This window comes from Butyricicoccus pullicaecorum DSM 23266 (genome assembly GCF_900167005.1).
Taxonomy (GTDB): Bacteria; Bacillota; Clostridia; order Oscillospirales; family Butyricicoccaceae; genus Butyricicoccus; species Butyricicoccus pullicaecorum.
This window is the reverse complement of sequence record NZ_FUXW01000006.1, coordinates 1-19,911: the sequence shown is the minus strand read 5'-3', so window position 1 is coordinate 19,911 and position 19,911 is coordinate 1. Positions and strand designations below refer to the sequence as shown.

The 19,911-nt window shown below is 55.2% G+C and carries 19 protein-coding genes, 1 tRNA gene and 2 pseudogenes; 7 read left to right on the top strand and 15 right to left on the bottom strand.

The window, feature by feature from the left end; translation table 11 throughout:
* Nucleotides 1-24: 24 nt before the first annotated feature.
* The 3 genes from B5D52_RS10765 to B5D52_RS10755 are packed head-to-tail and all read right to left on the bottom strand — an operon-like array spanning nt 25 to nt 1,895.
* Nucleotides 25-684 carry an ABC-2 transporter permease gene (locus B5D52_RS10765; RefSeq protein WP_016146890.1) on the bottom strand — a complete coding sequence of 220 codons (660 nt, stop codon included), beginning with the start codon at nt 682-684 and terminating at the stop codon, nt 25-27.
* Between the two features lie 3 nt (nt 685-687).
* Nucleotides 688-1,518, bottom strand: coding sequence for an ABC transporter ATP-binding protein (locus B5D52_RS10760; RefSeq protein WP_016146889.1), 831 nt, complete (start codon nt 1,516-1,518; stop codon nt 688-690).
* A gap of 2 nt (nt 1,519-1,520) precedes the next feature.
* Nucleotides 1,521-1,895 (bottom strand): GntR family transcriptional regulator, encoded by a 375-nt coding sequence (locus tag B5D52_RS10755; protein WP_016146888.1) that lies wholly within the window; start codon nt 1,893-1,895, stop codon nt 1,521-1,523.
* Nucleotides 1,896-2,512: 617 nt separating this feature from the next.
* On the opposite strand from B5D52_RS10755, the gene B5D52_RS10750 reads away from it, so the two are divergent.
* Nucleotides 2,513-3,847 (top strand): MATE family efflux transporter, encoded by a 1,335-nt coding sequence (locus B5D52_RS10750; RefSeq protein WP_016146887.1) that lies wholly within the window; start codon nt 2,513-2,515, stop codon nt 3,845-3,847.
* Between the two features lie 89 nt (nt 3,848-3,936).
* Here the strand turns inward: B5D52_RS10750 and B5D52_RS10745 are convergent.
* Nucleotides 3,937-4,010: transfer RNA gene (locus B5D52_RS10745), tRNA-Gly, on the bottom strand.
* A 58-nt stretch (nt 4,011-4,068) separates the two neighbouring features.
* Nucleotides 4,069-5,274, bottom strand: coding sequence for an FprA family A-type flavoprotein (locus B5D52_RS10740; RefSeq protein WP_016146886.1), 1,206 nt, complete (start codon nt 5,272-5,274; stop codon nt 4,069-4,071).
* A gap of 318 nt (nt 5,275-5,592) precedes the next feature.
* Here B5D52_RS10740 and licT point away from each other — a divergent pair, with 318 nt between their 5' ends.
* Both licT and ptsP read left to right on the top strand, forming a co-directional pair.
* Nucleotides 5,593-6,441 carry a BglG family transcription antiterminator LicT gene (licT, locus tag B5D52_RS10735; protein WP_016146885.1) on the top strand — a complete coding sequence of 283 codons (849 nt, stop codon included), beginning with the start codon at nt 5,593-5,595 and terminating at the stop codon, nt 6,439-6,441.
* Nucleotides 6,442-6,470: 29 nt separating this feature from the next.
* A complete protein-coding gene (gene ptsP / locus B5D52_RS10730) occupies nt 6,471-8,138 on the top strand; it encodes a phosphoenolpyruvate--protein phosphotransferase (protein WP_016146884.1) in 1,668 nt (555 codons plus the stop codon).
* Nucleotides 8,139-8,252: 114 nt separating this feature from the next.
* On the opposite strand, the gene nagB is transcribed toward ptsP, so the two are convergent.
* The 3 genes from nagB to B5D52_RS10715 all read right to left on the bottom strand — a co-directional run bounded on the left by nagB (nt 8,253) and on the right by B5D52_RS10715 (nt 11,173).
* The gene (gene nagB / locus B5D52_RS10725; protein ID WP_016146883.1) at nt 8,253-8,984 is read right to left on the bottom strand and encodes a glucosamine-6-phosphate deaminase; all 732 of its coding nucleotides are present in this window, start codon (nt 8,982-8,984) and stop codon (nt 8,253-8,255) included.
* A gap of 101 nt (nt 8,985-9,085) precedes the next feature.
* Nucleotides 9,086-10,552 (bottom strand): N-acetylglucosamine-specific PTS transporter subunit IIBC, encoded by a 1,467-nt coding sequence (gene nagE, locus B5D52_RS10720; protein WP_016146882.1) that lies wholly within the window; start codon nt 10,550-10,552, stop codon nt 9,086-9,088.
* A gap of 135 nt (nt 10,553-10,687) precedes the next feature.
* Nucleotides 10,688-11,173 carry a PTS sugar transporter subunit IIA gene (locus B5D52_RS10715; protein ID WP_016146881.1) on the bottom strand — a complete coding sequence of 162 codons (486 nt, stop codon included), beginning with the start codon at nt 11,171-11,173 and terminating at the stop codon, nt 10,688-10,690.
* 447 nt (nt 11,174-11,620) lie between these two features.
* Between B5D52_RS10715 and B5D52_RS10710 the strand changes: the two genes are divergently transcribed.
* Nucleotides 11,621-12,982 carry an RsmB/NOP family class I SAM-dependent RNA methyltransferase gene (locus B5D52_RS10710; protein WP_016146880.1) on the top strand — a complete coding sequence of 454 codons (1,362 nt, stop codon included), beginning with the start codon at nt 11,621-11,623 and terminating at the stop codon, nt 12,980-12,982.
* 60 nt (nt 12,983-13,042) lie between these two features.
* On the opposite strand, the gene B5D52_RS10705 is transcribed toward B5D52_RS10710, so the two are convergent.
* The 7 genes and pseudogenes from B5D52_RS10705 to B5D52_RS10675 all read right to left on the bottom strand — a co-directional run bounded on the left by B5D52_RS10705 (nt 13,043) and on the right by B5D52_RS10675 (nt 18,099).
* A complete protein-coding gene (locus B5D52_RS10705) occupies nt 13,043-13,303 on the bottom strand; it encodes a TIGR03905 family TSCPD domain-containing protein (RefSeq protein ID WP_016146879.1) in 261 nt (86 codons plus the stop codon).
* A gap of 24 nt (nt 13,304-13,327) precedes the next feature.
* Nucleotides 13,328-14,038: an HAD family hydrolase gene (locus B5D52_RS10700; protein ID WP_016146878.1), complete on the bottom strand. Its 711-nt coding sequence runs from the start codon at nt 14,036-14,038 to the stop codon at nt 13,328-13,330.
* Between the two features lie 23 nt (nt 14,039-14,061).
* Complete coding sequence (locus B5D52_RS10695) at nt 14,062-14,628, bottom strand: TIGR01440 family protein (RefSeq protein WP_016146877.1); 567 nt, start codon at nt 14,626-14,628, stop codon at nt 14,062-14,064.
* Between the two features lie 67 nt (nt 14,629-14,695).
* Nucleotides 14,696-16,036, bottom strand: coding sequence for a butyryl-CoA:acetate CoA-transferase (locus tag B5D52_RS10690; protein WP_016146876.1), 1,341 nt, complete (start codon nt 16,034-16,036; stop codon nt 14,696-14,698).
* 175 nt (nt 16,037-16,211) lie between these two features.
* Nucleotides 16,212-17,456: a DUF4317 domain-containing protein gene (locus B5D52_RS10685; protein WP_016146875.1), complete on the bottom strand. Its 1,245-nt coding sequence runs from the start codon at nt 17,454-17,456 to the stop codon at nt 16,212-16,214.
* Between the two features lie 128 nt (nt 17,457-17,584).
* Nucleotides 17,585-17,818: pseudogene (locus B5D52_RS10680) on the bottom strand (manganese catalase family protein); the annotation flags it as partial.
* A 17-nt stretch (nt 17,819-17,835) separates the two neighbouring features.
* Nucleotides 17,836-18,099, bottom strand: a complete 264-nt coding sequence (locus B5D52_RS10675) for a GNAT family N-acetyltransferase (RefSeq protein WP_016146873.1) — start codon at nt 18,097-18,099, stop codon at nt 17,836-17,838.
* Between the two features lie 106 nt (nt 18,100-18,205).
* Here B5D52_RS10675 and B5D52_RS16135 point away from each other — a divergent pair, with 106 nt between their 5' ends.
* From B5D52_RS16135 to B5D52_RS16555, 3 genes and pseudogenes are all read left to right on the top strand, one after another.
* Nucleotides 18,206-18,376 carry a hypothetical protein gene (locus B5D52_RS16135; RefSeq protein WP_155827634.1) on the top strand — a complete coding sequence of 57 codons (171 nt, stop codon included), beginning with the start codon at nt 18,206-18,208 and terminating at the stop codon, nt 18,374-18,376.
* Between the two features lie 281 nt (nt 18,377-18,657).
* Nucleotides 18,658-19,800, top strand: a complete 1,143-nt coding sequence (locus B5D52_RS10670; protein ID WP_016146872.1) for an acyl-CoA dehydrogenase — start codon at nt 18,658-18,660, stop codon at nt 19,798-19,800.
* A 24-nt stretch (nt 19,801-19,824) separates the two neighbouring features.
* Nucleotides 19,825-19,911, top strand: a pseudogene (locus B5D52_RS16555) (electron transfer flavoprotein subunit beta); the annotation flags it as partial.

Sequence of the window (19,911 nt, the reverse complement as noted above, 5' to 3'; positions counted from 1 at the left end):
TTTCGCCTGCGGGCGGGAATCCTTTTAATCGACATCATGCCGATTGACAATTACAATCGAGATTACAGCGGACAGCACGTTCAGCATCAGCGCACCGACAATCAGCACCCACATTCGAGGCTGGAAAAAGCCAGCCATCTGTGTAATGATATTCTGTACAAAGGTCTCGTGAACCGCGATCACATTGCCTTTCATCACAAGAATGGGCAGACCAAGACACAGCAGGAGCAGGGCAGCCATCGAGGCGAAGCGCCCGCGCTCGGGGCCGAAGCGGAACAAGAACGGCATCTGAAAGGCCAGAATAGTTAGACCAAGTGTAATCATCAAAATGATTTCACTCCAAGATGTAGGGTCGGTGATGAGGTCGGTGTAGCGATCGATCAGCAGGTAGACCAGACAGGGAACAATGGCAGCGAGGATGCCCAGTCCGGCGAGGATATACTTGCTCAGCACACCCATGCTGCGCGGGATGGGCAGGCAGGCGGCGTAGGCGTTCCAATGACAGCCCTTGTCGATGGTCATGGCGTTGATGGGGAGCATGATGGACAGCACGGTGATAAAGACCATGAAGAAGCTGGAATTGCCGGAGAAGATGCCGATAGCGCAGTAGATGACCAGAAAAGCGGCATAGATGCGTAAGGTTCGTTTGAGTGCTAAGATGTCTTTGAGCAGCAGTGCATACATGGTTTAACCCTCCTTTCGGGCGAGAAAGAGCAGAATGTCGTCCAGCTTGACCGGCTCGAGCGGCAGGCTGGAGGGGACGCGGTCGCGTTCGACCAGAGCTTGTGTCTGGAACTGTCCGCGCCGCACGCCGAGGATGGCATCGGGGGCGAGCGACGAGAGCACGGACGGGTCAGCGTGCAGGATGCCCAGTCGCGCGAGCAGGCTGTCTTTTTCCTCAAAGAGAGCGATCTGACCCTGATGAATGAAGGCAACGTAATCACAGATTTTCTCCAAATCACTCGTGATATGGGAGGAAATGAGGATGGAATGGGAGTCATCCTGCATAAAATCATAGAAAATATCCAGAATTTCGTCTCGGATGACCGGGTCGAGACCGCTGGTCGGCTCGTCGAGCAGCAGCAGACGGCAGTCGTGAGACAGCGCACAGGCAATGGACAGCTTCATCTGCATGCCGCGCGAGTAGTCCTTGACCGGCTTTTTGCGGGGCAGGTCAAAGCGGGTGAGGTAGTCTTCGAAGGTCTTGGCCGACCAGGTGCGGAAGGAGGCAGACAGGACGCGGCCAATGTCGCGGGCGCTCAGATCACCCGGGAAATGGCAGCTGTCAAAGACCACGCCGATGTGCTCAAGATCGCGGCACCCGTCCTCGCCAAAGACCTGTACACTGCCGCTGTCGGGCATGAGCAGACCCAGAATCAGTTTGATCGTGGTGGACTTTCCCGCACCGTTTTCCCCGATGAAGCCGACCACACTGCCGGTCGGAACGGTCAGGTCGAGCGGCCCGAGGGTAAAGGCGGGATAATGCTTGGAAACGTTGTGTAAATGGATGGCATCCATAATTATTCTCCTTTGCAGAGCAGCGAGAGCATTTCGTGCAGCTCGTTTTCGGTCACACCGGCCTGTGCAGCGAGCGCGATGCAGGCGGACAGGTGGGTTTCGATTTGCCGCAGATTTTCCTCTCGAATGAGTTCGGTGTTGGTTTGCGCTACGAAACTGCCTTTTCCGGGCACGGTTTCGACGAATCCCTCGCGTTCGAGTTCCTCGTAGGCGCGTTTTGTGGTAATGAGACTGATGCGCAGGTCTTTTGCCAGCGCACGCATGGACGGCAGCGCATCTCCGGGGGCGAGTTCACCCGACAGAATCATGGCCTTGATCTGCGCGGTGATCTGGTCGTAGATGGGCTGGCCGCTGGTATTGCGGATAATGAGATTCACGGTGCACCTCCACTGTGATTTGCAAATCTAGTGTATATACTCAATATATACAGTTATACACAGTTTGTCAAGAGGGCAGAGAAAAAATAAATGGGGAACTTGTCAGAATAGCACCGCACCCCTAATTGAAGTTTTCGCCGGCCTTTCTCGAAAGGCCGCAGGTTCTCAGGGCAGCGCCCTGAGTCGCGGCTCGCAAGCCGCGAAATCCCCTTTTTGATTCCGGTCAAAGACCGGAATCAACCAAAACGAAAACAAAAGCGCGACCCGCTGGTCGCGCAATGCTTCGCGCACAAAGTGCGCTCATAAAAAGACCGTCCGAAGAGACGGTCTTTTTCCTGTGTATGTCTAGGTTGAAACCCGGGCCGGACACCGGGTTTCAAAGGGGAGTTCCGCCGTCTGCGGACGGCGGCTTGAGGCTCTGCCTCAAGGCTCCGCAAGCCTTTCGAGAAAGGCTTGAGCGAAAGCTTCATTTTTGGCTGCGGTGCAAGTTTTTTGTCTTGCGTCAGGTTGCAAAATATGCTACAATATCTAAGTCTCAAACGATTATCAAGACATGCACGCCTTCCCGCATTCAACAGGCTGGGAAGGCGATTTTTTTTGTGCAGAAAGGGGTAAAAATGAACGAAAAACAAGAATTTATGCGGCGAAAACCGGTGTTTGGACTGCTGATTTCCATGTCCATTCCGGTTGTGCTGTCCATGCTCATCCAGTCGCTCTACAACATCGTCGACAGCATCTGGGTCACTAAACTGGGTACCGATGCACTGACCGCAGTATCTCTGGCTTTTCCATTGCAAAATGCCATCATGTCGGTCGGCGTGGGCATGGGCGTAGGTATCGGCTCGGTCGTATCCATGCACCTTGGCGCAGGGGAGCGCAAACAGGCCGACCGAGCAGCTTCGCTGGGCGTGCTGCTCGTGCTCATTCATTGCGTGATCTTCGTCCTCGCGGGCGTGGTGCTCACCCGACCGTTCCTGAGCATGTTCACCGACGATGCACGCACGCTGTCGTGGGCGTGTGATTACACCTATATCGTTATGTGCCTGTCGTTCGGCGAGCTGCTGCAAATGTGTTTTGAGAAGATCTTTCAGGGCATTGGACGCATGAAAACCACCATGGTGCTCATGGCGAGCGGCTGTATCATCAACATTGTGCTCGATCCCATCCTGATTTTCGGCTGGTTTGGTCTGCCTGCGCTGGGTGTGCGCGGTGCGGCCATCGCGACCGTCATCGGGCAGATCGTCGCCATGCTGCTCTACGTCGTAATCTTCCTGACCCGCGATGTCGGCGTGCAGATCACGCTGCGCGGTGTGAAACTGGACAAAATTCTGGCAAAGCGTATCTATAACATCGGCATTCCGTCCTCACTCATGCTCGCGATGCCGTCCGTGCTCACGGGTATCTTAAACGGCATGCTCGCTGCATTGGGCAGCGTCTATGTCGCGGTATTCGGCCTTTATTACAAGCTCCAGACCTTCGTCAACATGCCCGCCTGCGGCGTTATTCAGGGCATGCGCCCGATCATCAGCTATAACTACGGTGCGGGTGAGCATGCTCGCGTGCGTCAGACCATTTCGTACAGCCTGCGCATCGTCGCAGTCATTATGATCGTGGGCACGGTCGGTGCACTGTGCTTCCCAGCGGCCATTCTGCGCGTCTTCGATGCCGACGCCGAGCTGATGGCAAGCGGTATAACTGCGCTGCGCATGATCGGCCTGAGCTTTGTGGTGTCCACGGTCGGCGTGGTCGCGTCAGGCGTGTTCGAGGCACTCGGTCAGGGTCGCGATTCGCTCGTGATCTCGCTCCTGCGTCAGCTCGTCGTCATCGTTCCGGTCGGCTGGTTGCTCTCCCGTTTTCTGGGCGCTGCGGGCATCTGGCTGGCCTTTCCCATCGCAGAAGCGGTCGGTTTGGTCGTTGCTGTGATTAAACTTCGCAAAGCAAAACTGATTTGACCCCAAAACCATCGGTTTTTACCGGTGGTTTTTCTTTTTAGGTAAAAAAACGCCCTGTGCAGCATGTGCACAGGACGGTGCGGATATGATGGAGCGGATGACGGGAATCGAACCCGCACGGTCAGCTTGGGAAGCTGAAGTTCTACCACTAAACTACATCCGCGGATAGATACATTTTAATCTTCCGCGGAATGTTTGTCAAGGGGATTTGGTCGAGCGAATCAGCCTTGTACCGACTGTGCGATCGCCTGAGCAAGTGCGAGCAGATCGGTGCGAGTTGCATCCTTCACTGCCGAACGAATGGTGACAGTCTGCTCGAGAACGGACATATTTTTGAGTTCATCGACGAGCGCACGCATATTTTTCGCGCAAGTCGGAGCCCAGGAACCATTTTCGATCAAAGCGACCGTGCGATTCTGCACATTGAGTGCCTTCATATCGTGCAGCAGCGTCAGCATGGGTGGATAAATGCCGTTATTGTAGGTAGGAGCGGCGAGAACAATGTGACTGCACCGGAAAATCTCAGAGATGGCTTCGGAGACATGAATTTCGGACAGGTCGTAGACTGCGAGGTTGTGTACACCGGCATCCGCAAGTGCGCAGGCGAGCAGATCGGCAGCGTTTTCGGTGTCGCCATACATGGAGCCGTAGAAGATGGCGACAGCCTTTTCTTCGGGCTGATAGCGACTCCAAAGGTCATATTTTTCGAGCAGTACATTCAGATCTTTGCGCCAGACCAGACCGTGCAGCGGGCAGATGGTCTGGATATCGACAGCAGCAAGCTTTTTGAGCGCATTCTGCACTTGAACACCGTATTTACCGACAATATTGGCATAGTAACGGCGATAGTCAGGCAGCCAATCGCGGGCAAAATCGACTTCGTCGGCGAAAAGCGTGCCACCCAGTGCACCGAAAGAACCGAATGTGTCAGCAGAAAAGAGAACCTTTTCGGACTGCTCGTAGGTCATCATAACCTCGGGCCAGTGCACCATTGGTGTAAAGAAAAATTGCAGGGTATGCGAGCCGAGCGAGAGGGTCTGACCGTCCTGAACGGTGATGGTGCGGCCGTCCAGCGGGAGGTCATAGAACTGCGAAAACAGAGTGAGCGTCTTGGCGTTGCCGACTAGCTGAAGGTTAGGGAAGCGCTCGAGCAGGGCGACGATGCCTGCGCAGTGGTCGGGCTCCATGTGGTTGAGAATGAGGTAGTCAAGTGGGCGACCATCGAGCGCAGCGCTGACATTCTCTAAAAAGCGCTGAAGGATGGAAGCATCGGCAGTGTCAAGCAGGGCGGTTTTCTGATCGGAAATCAGGTAACTATTGTAGGAAACACCGTGTGGAATAGGGAAAAGGTTTTCGAAACGGGAGAGGCGGCGATCACTGCCGCCGACCCAGGTGATCGCGGGAGAAATGTGTCTGATGACATGCATAAAGAGGACTCCTTCTGGTGTTAGTTTTGGTTAACTTTAGTCTAATTTTATGATACCACGGCGCAGTGCCTGCGTCAAGGCAGATGTGAAAGAAAGTTGCACGAAAATGGGTGAAAAAGTCGCGAAAAACGATGAAAACAGACAAATATCGCCGGAGGAAAGGGTTGGAAGTAGGTCGTGCACTATGTACAAAGCAATATGCAAAAAAATCCGAGAACTTGTTTACAATAGCGCATAAAAACGGTATAATAGTATAGTAAAGCTGGCCTATGTGAGCAGAAAAGGGGGAACGTCCGGCGTGCAGTCGGCGTATGTTGCATGAATATCACCAAGATCTTAAACAATAATGTGGCAGTTTCGCGGAATGCACAGGGCAAGGAAGTTGTGGTTATGGGACGGGGACTGGCATTTAAGTCCCGTATCGGTGACCTGATCGACCCATCTAAGGTCGAAAAAACCTTCACTTTGTCCGAACCGGGTGCCTCGGCCAAGTTTCTGGAAATTGCGAGCAGCATTCCTTTGCAGCACATGCTCATGGCCGAACGGATTATTGGACATGCAAAGCTCCATCTGGGCAAGAAGCTCAGCGACAGCATCTATGTAACCCTGCCTGACCATATTTCGGGTTCGATCACTCGAGAACAGGAGGGCATCGTGCTTTCCAATCCCCTCAAGTGGGACATCCGTCGGTTCTATCCCGATGAATTCGAGATCGGCTGCAAAGCGGTTGAGGTCATCGAGGAGGAGACCGGTATCCACTTCGACGATGATGAGGCGGCATTTATTGCGCTGCACTTTGTCAATGCGGAGATGGAAGATGATACCCAGAGTGTAGGCGGTGCCTATCAGGTCACCTGCATCATGCAGGAGGTCTGCGCCATCGTCCACGACACCTTCCAGATTGACTTTGATGAAAGCTCGCTCAGTTACTATCGCTTTATCACCCATCTCAAGTTTTTCGCCCAGCGCGTTCTGTCCGGCACGCATTATGACGATGACGAACAGGAAATGCTCGAGGTTATCCGCCTGAAATATCCGGCGGCTTATGCCTGCACTGAGCGCATCGGTGAAATGGTAGAAAAACAGTACCATTTTGCCATGACGTCGGACGAAAAGCTCTATTTAACCGCCCACATTGCGCGGATTCAACCCGCGCGGGAAAAATGATATCATGGAGTAGAAGGAGAACAGTAATGATGATTACGATCAATGGCAAGGGCGTATCCAACGGCGTGGCTGTCGGCCCGCTGTATTTCTACCGCCGCAGCACCGGCGCGGTACCGCGTGTGACCGACGCTGATCCGGCAGTTGAATGGGCACGCTTCGAGGCTGCGAAGGCAACCGCGATCGGCCAGCTCGGTGAGCTGTACGAAAAGGCACTCAACGAGGCGGGCGAAGAGGCAGCAATCCTGTTCGAAACCCACCAGATGATGCTCGATGACCTCGATTACGTAGAAGCTATTCAGGGCCTGATCGAGAGCGATCACCTGAATGCAGAGGCTGCTGTCAGCGACACCGGCGTGCAGTTCGCTGAGATGTTCGCAGCAATGGACGACAGCTACATGCAGGCACGCGCAGCCGACGTGAAGGACATTTCCAACCGCGTTGTTGGCATCCTGATGGGTGCAGTTCAGGGCGGTATCGACTCCGACGTACCGGTTATCCTGGCATCTGACGATCTGGCACCGTCCGAGACCGTACAGCTCGATAAGTCCAAGATTCTGGGCTTTGTCACCGCAGGCGGTTCGGGCAACTCCCACACCGCAATTCTGGCACGCACCATGGGCATCCCGGCAATCATCGGCGTAGGCGACCAGCTCAAGGAAGCTTACGAGGGCAAGGAAGTCTTTGTTGACGGCCAGACCGGTGAAGTTGTCGTAGACGCAGACGAGGTTACCCGTGACCGTCTGACCAAGAAGCAGTCCAAGGAGCGCGCACTCAAGGAGCTGCTCGACCAGCTCAAGGGCAAGCCCAACGAGACCGTAGACGGCAAGAACATCATGGTTTACTGCAACATCGGTAACCCTGGTGATATGGATGCAGTTCTGGCAAATGACGGCGGCGGCATCGGCCTGTTCCGTTCGGAGTTCCTGTACCTGCAGGGCAATGACTATCCGACCGAGGAAGAGCAGTTCCAGGCATATAAGACGGTTGCAGAGCGCATGGGCGGCAAGCGTGTTATCATCCGTACGCTGGACATCGGCGCAGACAAGCAGGCTGATTACTTCAACCTCGACCACGAGGAGAACCCGGCAATGGGTCTGCGTGCGATCCGTATCTGCCTGACCCGTCCGGAAGTCTTCAAGACCCAGCTGCGTGCACTGTATCGCGCATCTGCATACGGTAAGGTAGCAATCATGTTCCCGATGATCACCTCTGTATGGGAAGTTCAGGAGATCAAGCGCATCTGCAAGAATGTCCGCGAGGAGCTGGCTGCAGAGGGCGTGCCGATGGCAGACTATGTCGAGCTGGGTATCATGATCGAGACCCCGTCGGCAGTTATGATGAGTGACCGTCTGGCGAAGGAAGTTGACTTCTTCTCTGTTGGTACCAACGACCTGACCCAGTACACGCTGGCAGTTGACCGTCAGGGCAACAATCTGGATAAGTTCTACGATTCTCACCATCCGGCAGTTCTGCGTATGCTCAAGATGGCAGCAGACAACGCACATGCGGCTGGTATCTGGATCGGTATTTGCGGCGAGCTGGGTGCAGACACCAGCCTGACCGAGACCTTCCTGGCAATCGGCATCGACGAGCTGTCGGTATCCCCGGCATCTGTCCTGCCGCTGCGCAACGCAATTCGTTCGATCGATTCCCGTGTCAATCACGACAAGATTCTGAACGAGCTGCTCCAGTCCTAAGACAAACAGCAAAGACCGGAACCTGCGGGTTCCGGTCTTTTTTTGCATAAGCTTATAAGAATACGAGCATAGAAAAAGCGCATCCCGAAGGATGCGCCTTTTTGATGGTTTAAATTACAGCTCGCACTCGGACAGTGCATCTGCGTCTGCGATGACGGTAACATCGGGATGCAGCTGCAGGATGGAAGCCGGAACGCGGGGCGTGATCGGGCCAAAGAATGCCTTCTTGACGATGGGAGCCTTGTCCTTGCCGCTGACAACAACCAGGATCTTCTTAGCCGACATGATGGTGCCGATACCCATGGTGTAAGCCTGGCGCGGAACCTCATCGATGGAAGCGAAGAAGCGCTTGTTTGCCTCGATGGTGCTCTCCTGCAGGTCTACGCAGTTGGTGCCCTTTGCGAAGACATCGGAAGGCTCGTTGAAGCCGATGTGGCCGTTATGACCCATGCCCAGCAGCTGCAGATCAACGCCGCCCAGCTCAGCAACGATGCGGTCGTAATCTGCGCAAGCCTTTTCAGCATCGGGCTCTTCGCCGTCCGGAATGTGCAGGTTGTCGAAGTTGATGTTGATGTGGTTGAAGAAATTGTCCTTCATGAAGTAGTCATAGCTCTGGTCGTTGGACTTGGGCAGGCCACGGTACTCGTCGAGGTTTGCGGTCTTGACCTGAGAGAAGTCCAGATCACCCTTCTTGTACCACTCGATGAGCTGCTTGTAGGTGCCGATCGGGGAGGAGCCGGTTGCCAGACCGAGAACACAGTCGGGCTTGAGGATAACCTGTGCCGAAATGATGTTTGCGGCCTTGCGGCTCATGTCATTGTAATCCTTTGCAGCGATAATTCTCATGGAAAATGCACTCCTTCTTTTTGATATGTATGGTGAAATAAAGGGACATCAGAGATAGATAATCGGGGCGGACGCAAATCGTCCACCCCGAATGTATGAGTTTACATGAGTTTCTTGAACTCGTCAGCAACAAACTGAACCTTGGTGCCGACAACGACCTGAACAGCGGTCTTGCTCGGACGGATGACGCCGGCAATACCAGCGGACTTGATTTTCTTCTCGTCTACGAGCAGGGGGTCCTTGACCTCGAGGCGCAGACGGGTGATGCAGTTGTCGACCGAGGTGACGTTGCCAGCGCCGCCCAGACCTTCCAGAATGATCTGAGCCGTGGTGGTAAAGTCGTTGTTTGCCAGCTGAACCTTGCTCTCGTCAACAGCCTCATCATCATCCTCACGACCGGGAGTCTTGAGGTTAAGTGCGGAAATCATCACGCGGAATACGAGGTAGAAGATTACCAGAGCAGCCAGGCCGAGCGGAATGATCAGCAGGGTCTTAGCAGCAGCGGGCAGGCTTGCGGAGAATACCAGGTCGGTCAGGCCAGCCGAGAAGGAGAAGCCAGCGCGGAAGCCCAGAGCGACGGTAACAGCAGCGAAGATGCCGTACAGCAGAGCGTAAACAACGTACAGAACGGGAGCCAGGAACATGAATGCGAACTCGAACGGCTCGGTAACGCCGCAGACGAATGCGCTCAGTGCAGCAGCGCCCAGCAGACCGGCAGCGATCTTCTTCTTGTTGGACTTGGCGGTGTGAACCATAGCCAGTGCAGCGCCGGGGATACCGAACATCATGCAGGGGAAGAAACCGGACATGTACATACCGAGGCTGTGGCCGTCGGTAGCAGCGGTAGCGCCAGCCCAGAACTGACCGAGATCGTTGATGCCGATGGCGTCAAACCAGAATACGGAGTTGAGTGCGTGGTGCAGACCGAAGGGAATGAGCAGACGGTTGAGGAAAGCGTAGATACCAGCGCCGACAGCACCCAGGCTGACGATACCGGAACCCAGAGCAACCAGAGCGCCGTAAACGACCGGCCATACGAAGAACAGGATGGCAGCCATGATGATGGAAACGACTGCGGTAACGATTGCAACGCAGCGCTTACCAGAGAAGAACGAGAGTGCGTCGGGCAGCTTGGTGTCCTTGAACTTGTTGTAGCAAGCAGCACCGATGATACCAGCGAGGATACCGATGAACTGGGTCTCGATCTTGGAGAAAGCCGGATTGACCGACTCAACAGCAACGCCGGTCAGCGTACCAACGACAGCGGGCTGCAGGAGCTTGGTCATCATCAGCCAGGATACCAGACCGGACAGGCCGGCAGTACCATCGTTGTCCTTTGCCATGCCGACGGCAACGCCGACAGCGAACAGCCAGGACATGTTATCGATCAGCGCGCCGCCTGCCTTAACCAGGAAGAAGCCGATGATCTGAAGGGCGCCCGACACGTCACCACCCTGCATGGTGGCGGGACAGAGCGCGTAACCGATGCCCATCAGGATACCGCAGACGGGCAGACATGCGACGGGAAGCATCAGAGACTTACCGAGTCGCTGCAAGAATTTCATCATAGTTTTACCCCTCCAATGATGAATTAGATTTTTTTGCTGCCGAAGCAGCGCTTACTATATTGCGATGCATCCGGTAGGGGACACATCATAAAGCTGACTTTGCCGAATGAGGCGCGGACAGCCTGCAATCATAAATTACTTTTTGAGGGTGAGCAGATCGCCCATTGCCTCGACCGAACCGGTCTTGAAGCTTACATTGCTGAAGTCATCTGCATTGCAGACAACGACCGGTGTGATGGTGTCGTAGCCGGCTGCACGGATGGCGTCGATGTCAAACTCCATGAGCAGATCGCCAGCCTTAACCTTGTCGCCGGTTGCGCAGTGCGGGGTGTAATGTGCACCCTTGAGCATTACGGTGTCAAGACCAACATGAATCAGCAGTTCCACGCCGTCCGAGGTGTCGAGCGAGACTGCATGACCGGTTTCGAACATCATGGAAACCGTTGCATCAACCGGAGCGACCACACGGCCAACCGTAGGCTTGATCGCGCAGCCCTGACCGAGGATGCCCTGCGCGAAGGTAGGATCACTTACCTCAGACAGTGCGACTGCCTCACCGGCAACCGGAGCGGGAATGGAGATACCGCCGCCGCCAAACATACTTTTGAGTTTTCCGAACATAGAAACACAGCCTTTCTATCACAAAATAGAGTTTTCGGCGCAGAGGATCGATGCACACAGTTTAGAGCAAACAAAAAAACCAAACTTCCCCAAGGTATAGGTATTACTATACTGAAGAAATTTGGTTTTGCCTGCATAACCAGTAACAATCCAAGTAAGAATGTAAACAGATTTTTAAATTTTCTTTGCCGTTGAGTATATTCTAACAAAGGGGATGGGGAATGTCAACCGGGTTTTGGGCAAAACGCGAGGACAGAACGCACAAATGTACACGGCAGAAATTGTAAGATATTCATAAAGAGAAATGGAAAAGGACGGGGAAAACGGTCGAACACCCAAAAAGCGGGTCGACGGCTTTTCAGGGAGAAGGCAGTCATGCTATAATAAAGACAAATCAGAAAAGTGCATCCGCGGCGAGTGCCGAGCGGATGAGAAAGGAGGTGCGGTATGGCGCTGCCAACCGCATTTTTGACGCGCATGGAGAGGCTTCTGGGGGAAGAGTACCCGGACTTTGTCCGTGCGATGGAGGGACCGCGCGCCTTTGGTCTGCGCATCAATCCGCTCAAAGAACCGCAGACCGAGCCGCCCTTTGCCGCGCGGTTTGGACTGCATCCGGTGTCGTGGGCACGCGAGGGATATTACTATGACCCCGAGACCAGACCGGGACGGCATCCCTATTATGAAGCGGGTGTCTATTACATTCAGGAGCCGTCCGCGATGGCAGTCGGTGCACTGGCCGATCCCAAGCCGGGCGAGCGCGTGCTCGATCTGTGCGCAGCCCCCGGCGGTAAGACCACGCATCTGGCTGGACGCATGCAGGGTGAAGGCATCCTGATCGCCAACGAGATTCATCCCGGACGAGCCAAGATTCTGTCGCAGAGCGTGGAGCGTGCGGGCATCCGTAATTGCATGGTGACCAACGAGACACCACAGCGGCTGGCCGATCGTTTCCCGGGTTATTTTGACTGCATCGTGGTCGATGCACCGTGCTCGGGCGAGGGTATGTTCCGCAAGGAAGAGATCGCGGTGACCGAATGGACCGAAGATGCGCCTGTAAAGTGCGCGGCCAGACAGGATGAGATTCTGGACTGCGCGGTGAGCATGCTGCGGCCGGGCGGTAGACTGGTGTATTCGACCTGTACCTTTGCACCCGAGGAGGACGAGGGCAGCGTGCAGCGCCTGCTCGATCGTTACCCGGAAATGCAGGTGGAAACCGTGCCCGGAGACGCACATTTCGCACCCGGCCGGCCGGAATGGACGGAAAACGGCCATCCGTCGCTCGCACAGACCTTCCGTTTGTTCCCGCATCGTCTGGACGGCGAAGGACATTTTGCCGCCGTCCTGCGCAAGACCGATGGGCAAACCGGTCGTGCACCTGCACTGGCGCAATGCCTGCCGGATAAGAAAATTCCCGGGGAATACCGTACATTTGAGTCAGAAAATCTGCGTGTAAAGTTTAAAAACTTGACACTGTGCGGCGACCAACTTTGGGCGCTTCCGGATGATCTGCCGGACGGAAACGGCTTGCGCGTGCTGCGTCAGGGCTTACAGCTGGGCACCGTGCGCAAGGGACGCTTTGAACCGGCGCACGCGCTGGCGCTCGCGCTGCGCGCGGAGGATGCCCTGCGCGTCATTGACCTGCCCGCAGAGCAGCCGCTGGTCGAGCGCTACCTGCGCGGTGAGGCGATTCCGTGGGAAGGCGAGAACGGCTGGACACTGGTGCTGACCGATGGATATTCCTTAGGATGGGGAAAGACCTCGGGCGGCATGCTCAAGAACCATTACCCCAAGGGTCTGCGCTGGAAGTAATTGCCCGGGACATAAGAAAAGCACCGTCAAACGACGGTGCTTTTTGATGCGTGTAAAGACTTAACCCTTTACCTGCTGTAAAGCCTGATGCAGGCACTTGGCGAGCTGATCGGAGCAAGAGGTGCCCTTGCCACCGCAGTCGATGCCGGTGAATGCCTTTTCAATCTGATCAACGGTCATGCCCTCGCAGATCGAGCCGATGGCCTTGAGGTTGCCGTTGCAGCCGCCTACGAAAGAAATGTTGTGAACGGTGTCGCCGTCCAGATCGAACTCAACCAGACGAGCGCAAACGCCCTGCGGCTTACACATAAAATGCTGCATGGTGATATATATCTCCTTTGAAAATTAGTTGTCGAGTGCGGAACGGATGAGGTCAGCCGCCTGATAGAAGTCGGCAGCCTCGAGGAAGGGAAAGTCAGCGGTCACAGGTGGCTCGCCGTGCACGTGGAGCCACAGACCGTCGATACCGACGCGGTGTGCGCCGATGATATCGTGGGTAAAGTTGTCGCCGACCATGAGTGCCTCAGCAGGCGTACAGCCAGCCTTTTTGAGTGCCAGCTCAAAAATGGGCGAATCGGGCTTGTCGCGTCCGGCCTCCTCACTGGTGACCAAAAAGTCCACCTTGTCAGCCAGTCCCAGACGGCACAGCTTGCGCATCTGAATGCCGACCAGCATGTTGGTGCACACACCGACCTTGATGCCGCGTTCGCGCAGCTCGGTCAGGAAGTCGGCAACACCCGGACGCACGATCATGTGGTCAAAGACAGCCGACCAGTACAGATCGTGCATGGCTTCCGCGTGCGGAATGGGATTGATGCCGAAGGCCTCGAGCGCCTGCTGTGCGACTAGCGTGCGGTCGTGAATTTCGGGCTCGCGGGGCAGTACAACCTTGAGGTCTTCACGTGCCTGACGGATGCGGGCGGTGAAATCCTCGGCGGATACGCCGCAGTTGGCCGCGGCATACTGTCCGCAGCGGATAAATCCCTCGGCGTCACCCTCCGGGAAACCGCTGTACAGGGTGTCGTCCAAATCAAAAAATACAGCTTTGCGTTTCATAGATCGTCCTTTGTGTAGATGGATTAGAGAAGGGCTTCGTCGTAAACCGCACGGCTGCCGCCGACAAACTTGGGGCGTACGCGTGCAGCGAGTACGATGGCCTCACCGATCTGACGGCGGGACAGACGGGCGGGCACCGCGACATGCGCGAGATGCATGCCGATGAGCGTACCGCCGATGTCCAAACCGGCGCGTGCACGGACGTGCTCGACTGCAACCGGGTCAGAGAAGGTGTGATAGGCTGCGGTGGCGAAGGAGCCGCCTGCCTTGGGCTGGGGCACGACGTTGACCGCCTCGTAGCCGAATGCGTCCGCAGTGGAGCGCTCGACAATCAGTGCGCGGTTTAAGTGCTCGCAGCACTGCGCAGCCAGACGCAGACCGTGCTGCGACAATACGGGAAGCAGACCGTCCAGAATGGCCTGTGCGACCTCGGGACTGGAAGCCGTGCCGATCTTGGAGCCTAACACCTCGCTCGAGGAGCAGCCGACGACGACAAGGTCACCCGGCTTGCATTTTGCCTGTGAAAGCAGGCTTTCCATGGCTTCGCGGGCCTGTGCCGTGATGTCATGCAGGAAAGCTTCGGTTGCCATAGAGAAATCCCTCCTTTACTGGGAAAGGCCCCTGCCGGAAGGGCAGGGGCAGAAAAAACGGTGTTACTTAGCGCTTGTTGGATCTTCTCCACAGGTGCATCTTGTCAGCCTGCTCGATCAGCTCGTCGCGGAACTTGGGGTGCGCGATGGAGATGAGAGCCTCGGCACGCTGCCAGGAGGACAGACCCTTGAGGCAGACCTTGCCGTACTCGGTGACCACGTAGTGAACGTTCGGGCGAGCATCGGTGACGATGGAGCCGTTGTCCAGGGTGGGCAGGATGCGCGACTGCAGGTTGCCCTGCTTGTCGGTGAAGGAAGAGGAACAGCAGATGAAGCTCTTGCCGCCCTTGGACAGGTAAGCGCCCAGGACGAAGTCGAGCTGACCGCCTGCACCGCTGATCTGCTTGATGCCAGCGGACTCGGAGTTGACCTGACCGAAGAGGTCGAGGTTAACTGCGTTGTTGATGGATACGAAGTTATCGATCTGTGCGATGGTGCGCGCGTCGTTGGTGTAGCTGACCGGAGCGCTCATGCAGGACGGGTTGTCATTGATGAAGTCATAGAGCTTCTGGGTACCTGCGCCGAATGCGAAGGTCTGACGACCGCGGTCGATGGACTTCTGAGAACCGGTGATCTTGCCGGCCATGGTGATGTCGACGAACGCATCAACGTACATCTCGGTGTGAACGCCGAGATCCTTGAGGTCGGACTGTGCAATCAGAGAGCCGACAGCATTGGGCATACCGCCGATGCCGAGCTGCAGACAAGCGCCGTTGGGGATCTCCTCAACGATGAGCTTTGCGACTGCCTCGTCGACCTCGGTTGCCGGGCCGCCGCCGCCCAGGATACCGATGGGGGAGTCGGACTCGACGATCATGTCAACCTTGGAGACATGGATACCTTCCTCAAAGCCGCCCAGGCAGCGCGGCATGTTGGGATTGACCTCAACGATGATAACGCGTGCACGCTCACAGACAGCAGCCATGTGGGACGCATTGGGGCCGAAGCTGAAGTAGCCCTGCTTGTCCATCGGGGAAACCTGGAACATTGCCACGTCAATGGGCTCGCAGTTCTCGCGGATCCAACGGGGCAGCTCGGAGTAACGCAGCGCACCGTAGAAGGTGTTGCCGTTTGCGATCATCTTGCGCTCGATGCCGGACATGTGCCAGGAGTTCCAGGTCAGACGCTCGTTTGCCTCGGGAGCCGAGAAGCAGGCGAGCGGACGCAGCAGGATACCGCCGCGGAACTTGACGTCAGACAGCTCGGGGACACGCTTTGCCAGCGCGAGATCGAGAGCGTAGGGAGTGCCGGTGCACCAGCCGAAGTCGACCCAATCACCCGACTTGACAACCTTGACCGCTTCATCGGCCGAGGTTAATTTTTTCTGATATTCCTGTTCAAAAGCCATCGGAATAGTTCCTCCTTTGATGAGAGAATAAAACCTTTTCAGTACAGGATTTATTATACGTTTTTTTGACAGGCAGGTCAAGTAAGGTGCAGAAAAAGCAAAGAAAGGCACGATAACCTGCAAAAAAACGATCAAATCTTGACAAAAAGACGGTGCATTTTTAAGCGTGTGCCGATCAGAGGGGAGCAGCGACACCGTTGATGCGTGCCGAGTCGCCCTCATCTAAGGGAATGACCAGGCAGCGGCGGCCGTCGATGACCTGCGCTTCGATGTGCTCAGCCTTGTCCGCCGAGACCTGAAGCACGATTGCGGGCGAGGTCTCATCCCAGGGGAGGTCGGAGTCGGCCGTCTGCTCGTTCTTCTCGGCGAGCTGCTGCTCGAGGGATTCAATCTTGCTGGTCAGAGCAAGGGTAGCCTCACGCTGCAAACCGGCTTGTACCAGTTTGTTGTCGATGAGGTTCTGCGCACAGGGCAGAGCGTCGGCAAAGGTGGACTGGTAGTCGCGTACAATCTGTTCCTTGGCTTCCTGCGGCATGGCAACATCGACCATCACGTCGGAAACGGCCTCTGCGGTCAGCTCGATGGGCGGCAGACCGTCCTCGTCGCGGGTGGCAACCAGTTCGTTGAGGTTTTTCTGGATTTGCAGGAAGGCGTTCTCGGCCTGTTCTTTTTCGGTGCCGAAGGCTTCGGTGACCAGATTCTGGAAGGCATTTTTCTCCTCGGAGGCCGTACGCTGAACAGCGCAGCCCAGAACATGACGCATGAGGTCGTGCTGGGAGTCCTTGCCGGGCTTGACAAAGTACATGACCGAGCTGAGATCGGCCGAACGATTGGAAAACGCGGGATAGACAAAGCCGATCTCGGGCAGACCGACCACCCAGTCGCGCACGAGGGGGGCGAAAGAGTTGTCGTCCTCGTGGTAGCTCAGACCGGGCTTGGACAACTCAACCGGACACAGGGCGCACAGTAAGTACTCGTATACCTCCTCGGACTCGTCGAGCTTTGCGTGATCTTCGGCACGCGAGGGCACGTCGTAGACGTCGTGGAAGAGCAGAATGAGGTAATTTCCGGCATAATTGTAGTGTTCGATGACCAGTTCGTAGAAGCGGTCGAGCATACCGTCGTTTTTGAGCTTGCTTTCCTTGAGTGCAATCAGGAACTGACGAATCTCGGCGGTGTTTTCATTTTCGGCCATGGACAGCTCGAGCAGATTGCCGCCGGGGGTACCCGAGAGCACCTTTTTTGCGATTTCGAGGTATTTATAGAAGGCATCGTCTTCCAGATCGAGGAAGGGCTGCGCAAACTTGGTAATGATGGTTCGATTTCCGCCGACATAGCAGCCTGCCATACGGGAGAAGGAACAACCGTTCTTGGTCAGACGACGGCGCAGTTCGAGCACATCGCGCTTGGTAAGGTTCATAAGACACAAGATCCTTTCGCTTTGATATCTTTTTCAGTATAGCGTGAAAGGCAGGGCGGGTGCAAGCGCAAATTGTAAAGAATCCCGGTGCACCGCAGGGGCACACCGGGACGAGGAGATGGTTTGGTTTAGATCTTGGGACGTTTGCGCGGATCGGGCAGACGCTGTACGTCAAACTCGGGGTTGTAGGCGTAGTAGTTGCGCGCATCCAGATTTTCCTGAACATTGCGCAGGGCATCGCCGAAGCGCTGGAAGTGAACGACCTCGCGCTGACGCAGGAACTTGATCGGGTCACGTACATCGGGGTCGTCAATCAGGCGCAGCAGGTTATCGTAAGTTGTGCGCGCTTTCTGCTCTGGTGCATGGCGGATGGCACAACTTAGGGCTTGTGTTCGGGGTGACGCTCCAGCCAGTGCACGGCATAGGGACAGGTCGCGGTAAAGGTCAGACCGTTTTTCTGGATGTCATCCAGTGCCAGACGCATGAGGGTATCTGCGACCTGTTGGCCGCGCAGATCGGGATGAACATAGGTGTGATTGATATTTACAACATTATCATGTGCGAGCGGAAAGGTGATCTCGGCGAGCAATTCACCCTGCGGAGAAGAGAGGGAGATGCGGTTGGATTCGTGTACATAATTCATGCAAAACAGCTCCTTTCACAGTGAAAATGTTCATTATTCAGTACATTGTTCGCAAATACGAAATACCCAAAATGGGAAATTGTGGTTATTTCACGGAGCACAAATCGTGAATGATACGATAAGTATGACACAAAATCACCAAAGCAACAAGTGGCAAGGCAAAAGAAAGACACATAAAAAATACAAAAATAAAAATTTTAGACCAACATTTACTCAAAAGTTGCAAATTGTGAAAATTCCGCAGAGAAATGGCAAATTAACCGGTGGATTTCGGTAATATTGCGGGTAAAAACGGAAGAAATCCAGGTTGACGAAGAAGGACGGATGTGGTATATTGAATGCGAAAAAACAAGAGTTACCATGAATATGAGCAAAATACATACTGTATGAGCAAAATATGAAGGTAGGATACAAAGGGCCTGTTTTCTCAGCGTTGAAAAAACAGGAATTTTTGTGCCATCATCGTTTTTTCGGGAGATTTTTACCTGGCAGAAAGCCGGTGTACTAACCGGCATCGGCACAATACATTTAAATCCAATATCAAAAGGAGACTTGAACATGGATTTCCATCTGACCCGTGAACAGGATCTGGTTCGCCGGATGATGAAGGACTTCACTGAGACTGAAGTCAAGCCCATCGCTGCAGAGACCGATGAGACCTGCACTTATCCCCGCGAGAACATCGAGAAGCTGTTTGACCTCGGTGTAATGGGCATGATCGTACCGAAGGAGTACGGCGGCGCTGGCGCAGACGACCTGTGCAGTGCGCTTGCAATCGAGGAGCTGTCCAAGCAGTGCGCTTCGACCGGCGATATCGTTGCAACCCATAACGGCCTGTGCTGCGGTCCGATCCTCCAGCATGGTACCGAAGAGCAGAAGCAGAAGTACCTGCGCATGCTGACCGAGGGTCACAAGGTAGGCGCATTCTGCCTGACCGAGCCCGACGCTGGTTCTGACGCATCTAAGGGCACCTGCACCGCAGTTCTCGAGGGCGACCACTATGTCCTCAACGGCTCTAAGATCTTCATCACCAACGGTTACGTTGCTGAAGTATTTGTTGTATTTGCAATGACCGACCCGTCCAAGGGCACCAAGGGCATTTCCGCGTTCATCGTAGAGAGCTCCTTCCCGGGCTTCTCGGTAGGCAAGCACGAGTCCAAGATGGGCCTGCATGGTTCGCCCACCTCCGAGATCGTCTTCACCGACTGCATCGTTCCCAAGGAGAACCTGCTCGGCCGTGAAGGCAAGGGCTTCAACATCGCAATGCAGACTCTGGACGGCGGCCGTATCGGCATCGCTGCACAGGCTCTGGGTATTGCAGAGGGCGCAATGGAAGAGGCTATGAACTTCGCTAAGAGCCGTGTACAGTTCGGCCGTCCGATCTCGAAGTTCCAGAACTCCCAGTTCGCATTTGCAGACATGCACGTAGCAATCGAGGCAGGCCGCCTGCTGACCTACAAGGCTGCAATCAAGAAGACTGCTGGCGAGAAGTTCACCCTGGATGCTGCAACGGCTAAGCTGTTCACCTCCGAGGCTGCTATGAACATCACCACCAAGGCTGTACAGATGTGCGGTGGTTACGGTTACACGAAGGATTACCCGGTAGAGCGCATGATGCGTGATGCTAAGATCACCGAGATCTATGAGGGTACTTCGGAAATCCAGCGCGTTGTCATCTCGGGCAACATCCTGGGTAAGTAAGGAAATAGGAGGAGTAACTGAATTATGAAAGCTATCGTTTGCGTAAAGCAGGTTCCTGATACCTCCGGTAAGGTTGCAGTTAATCCGGACGGCACCCTCAACCGCGCCTCC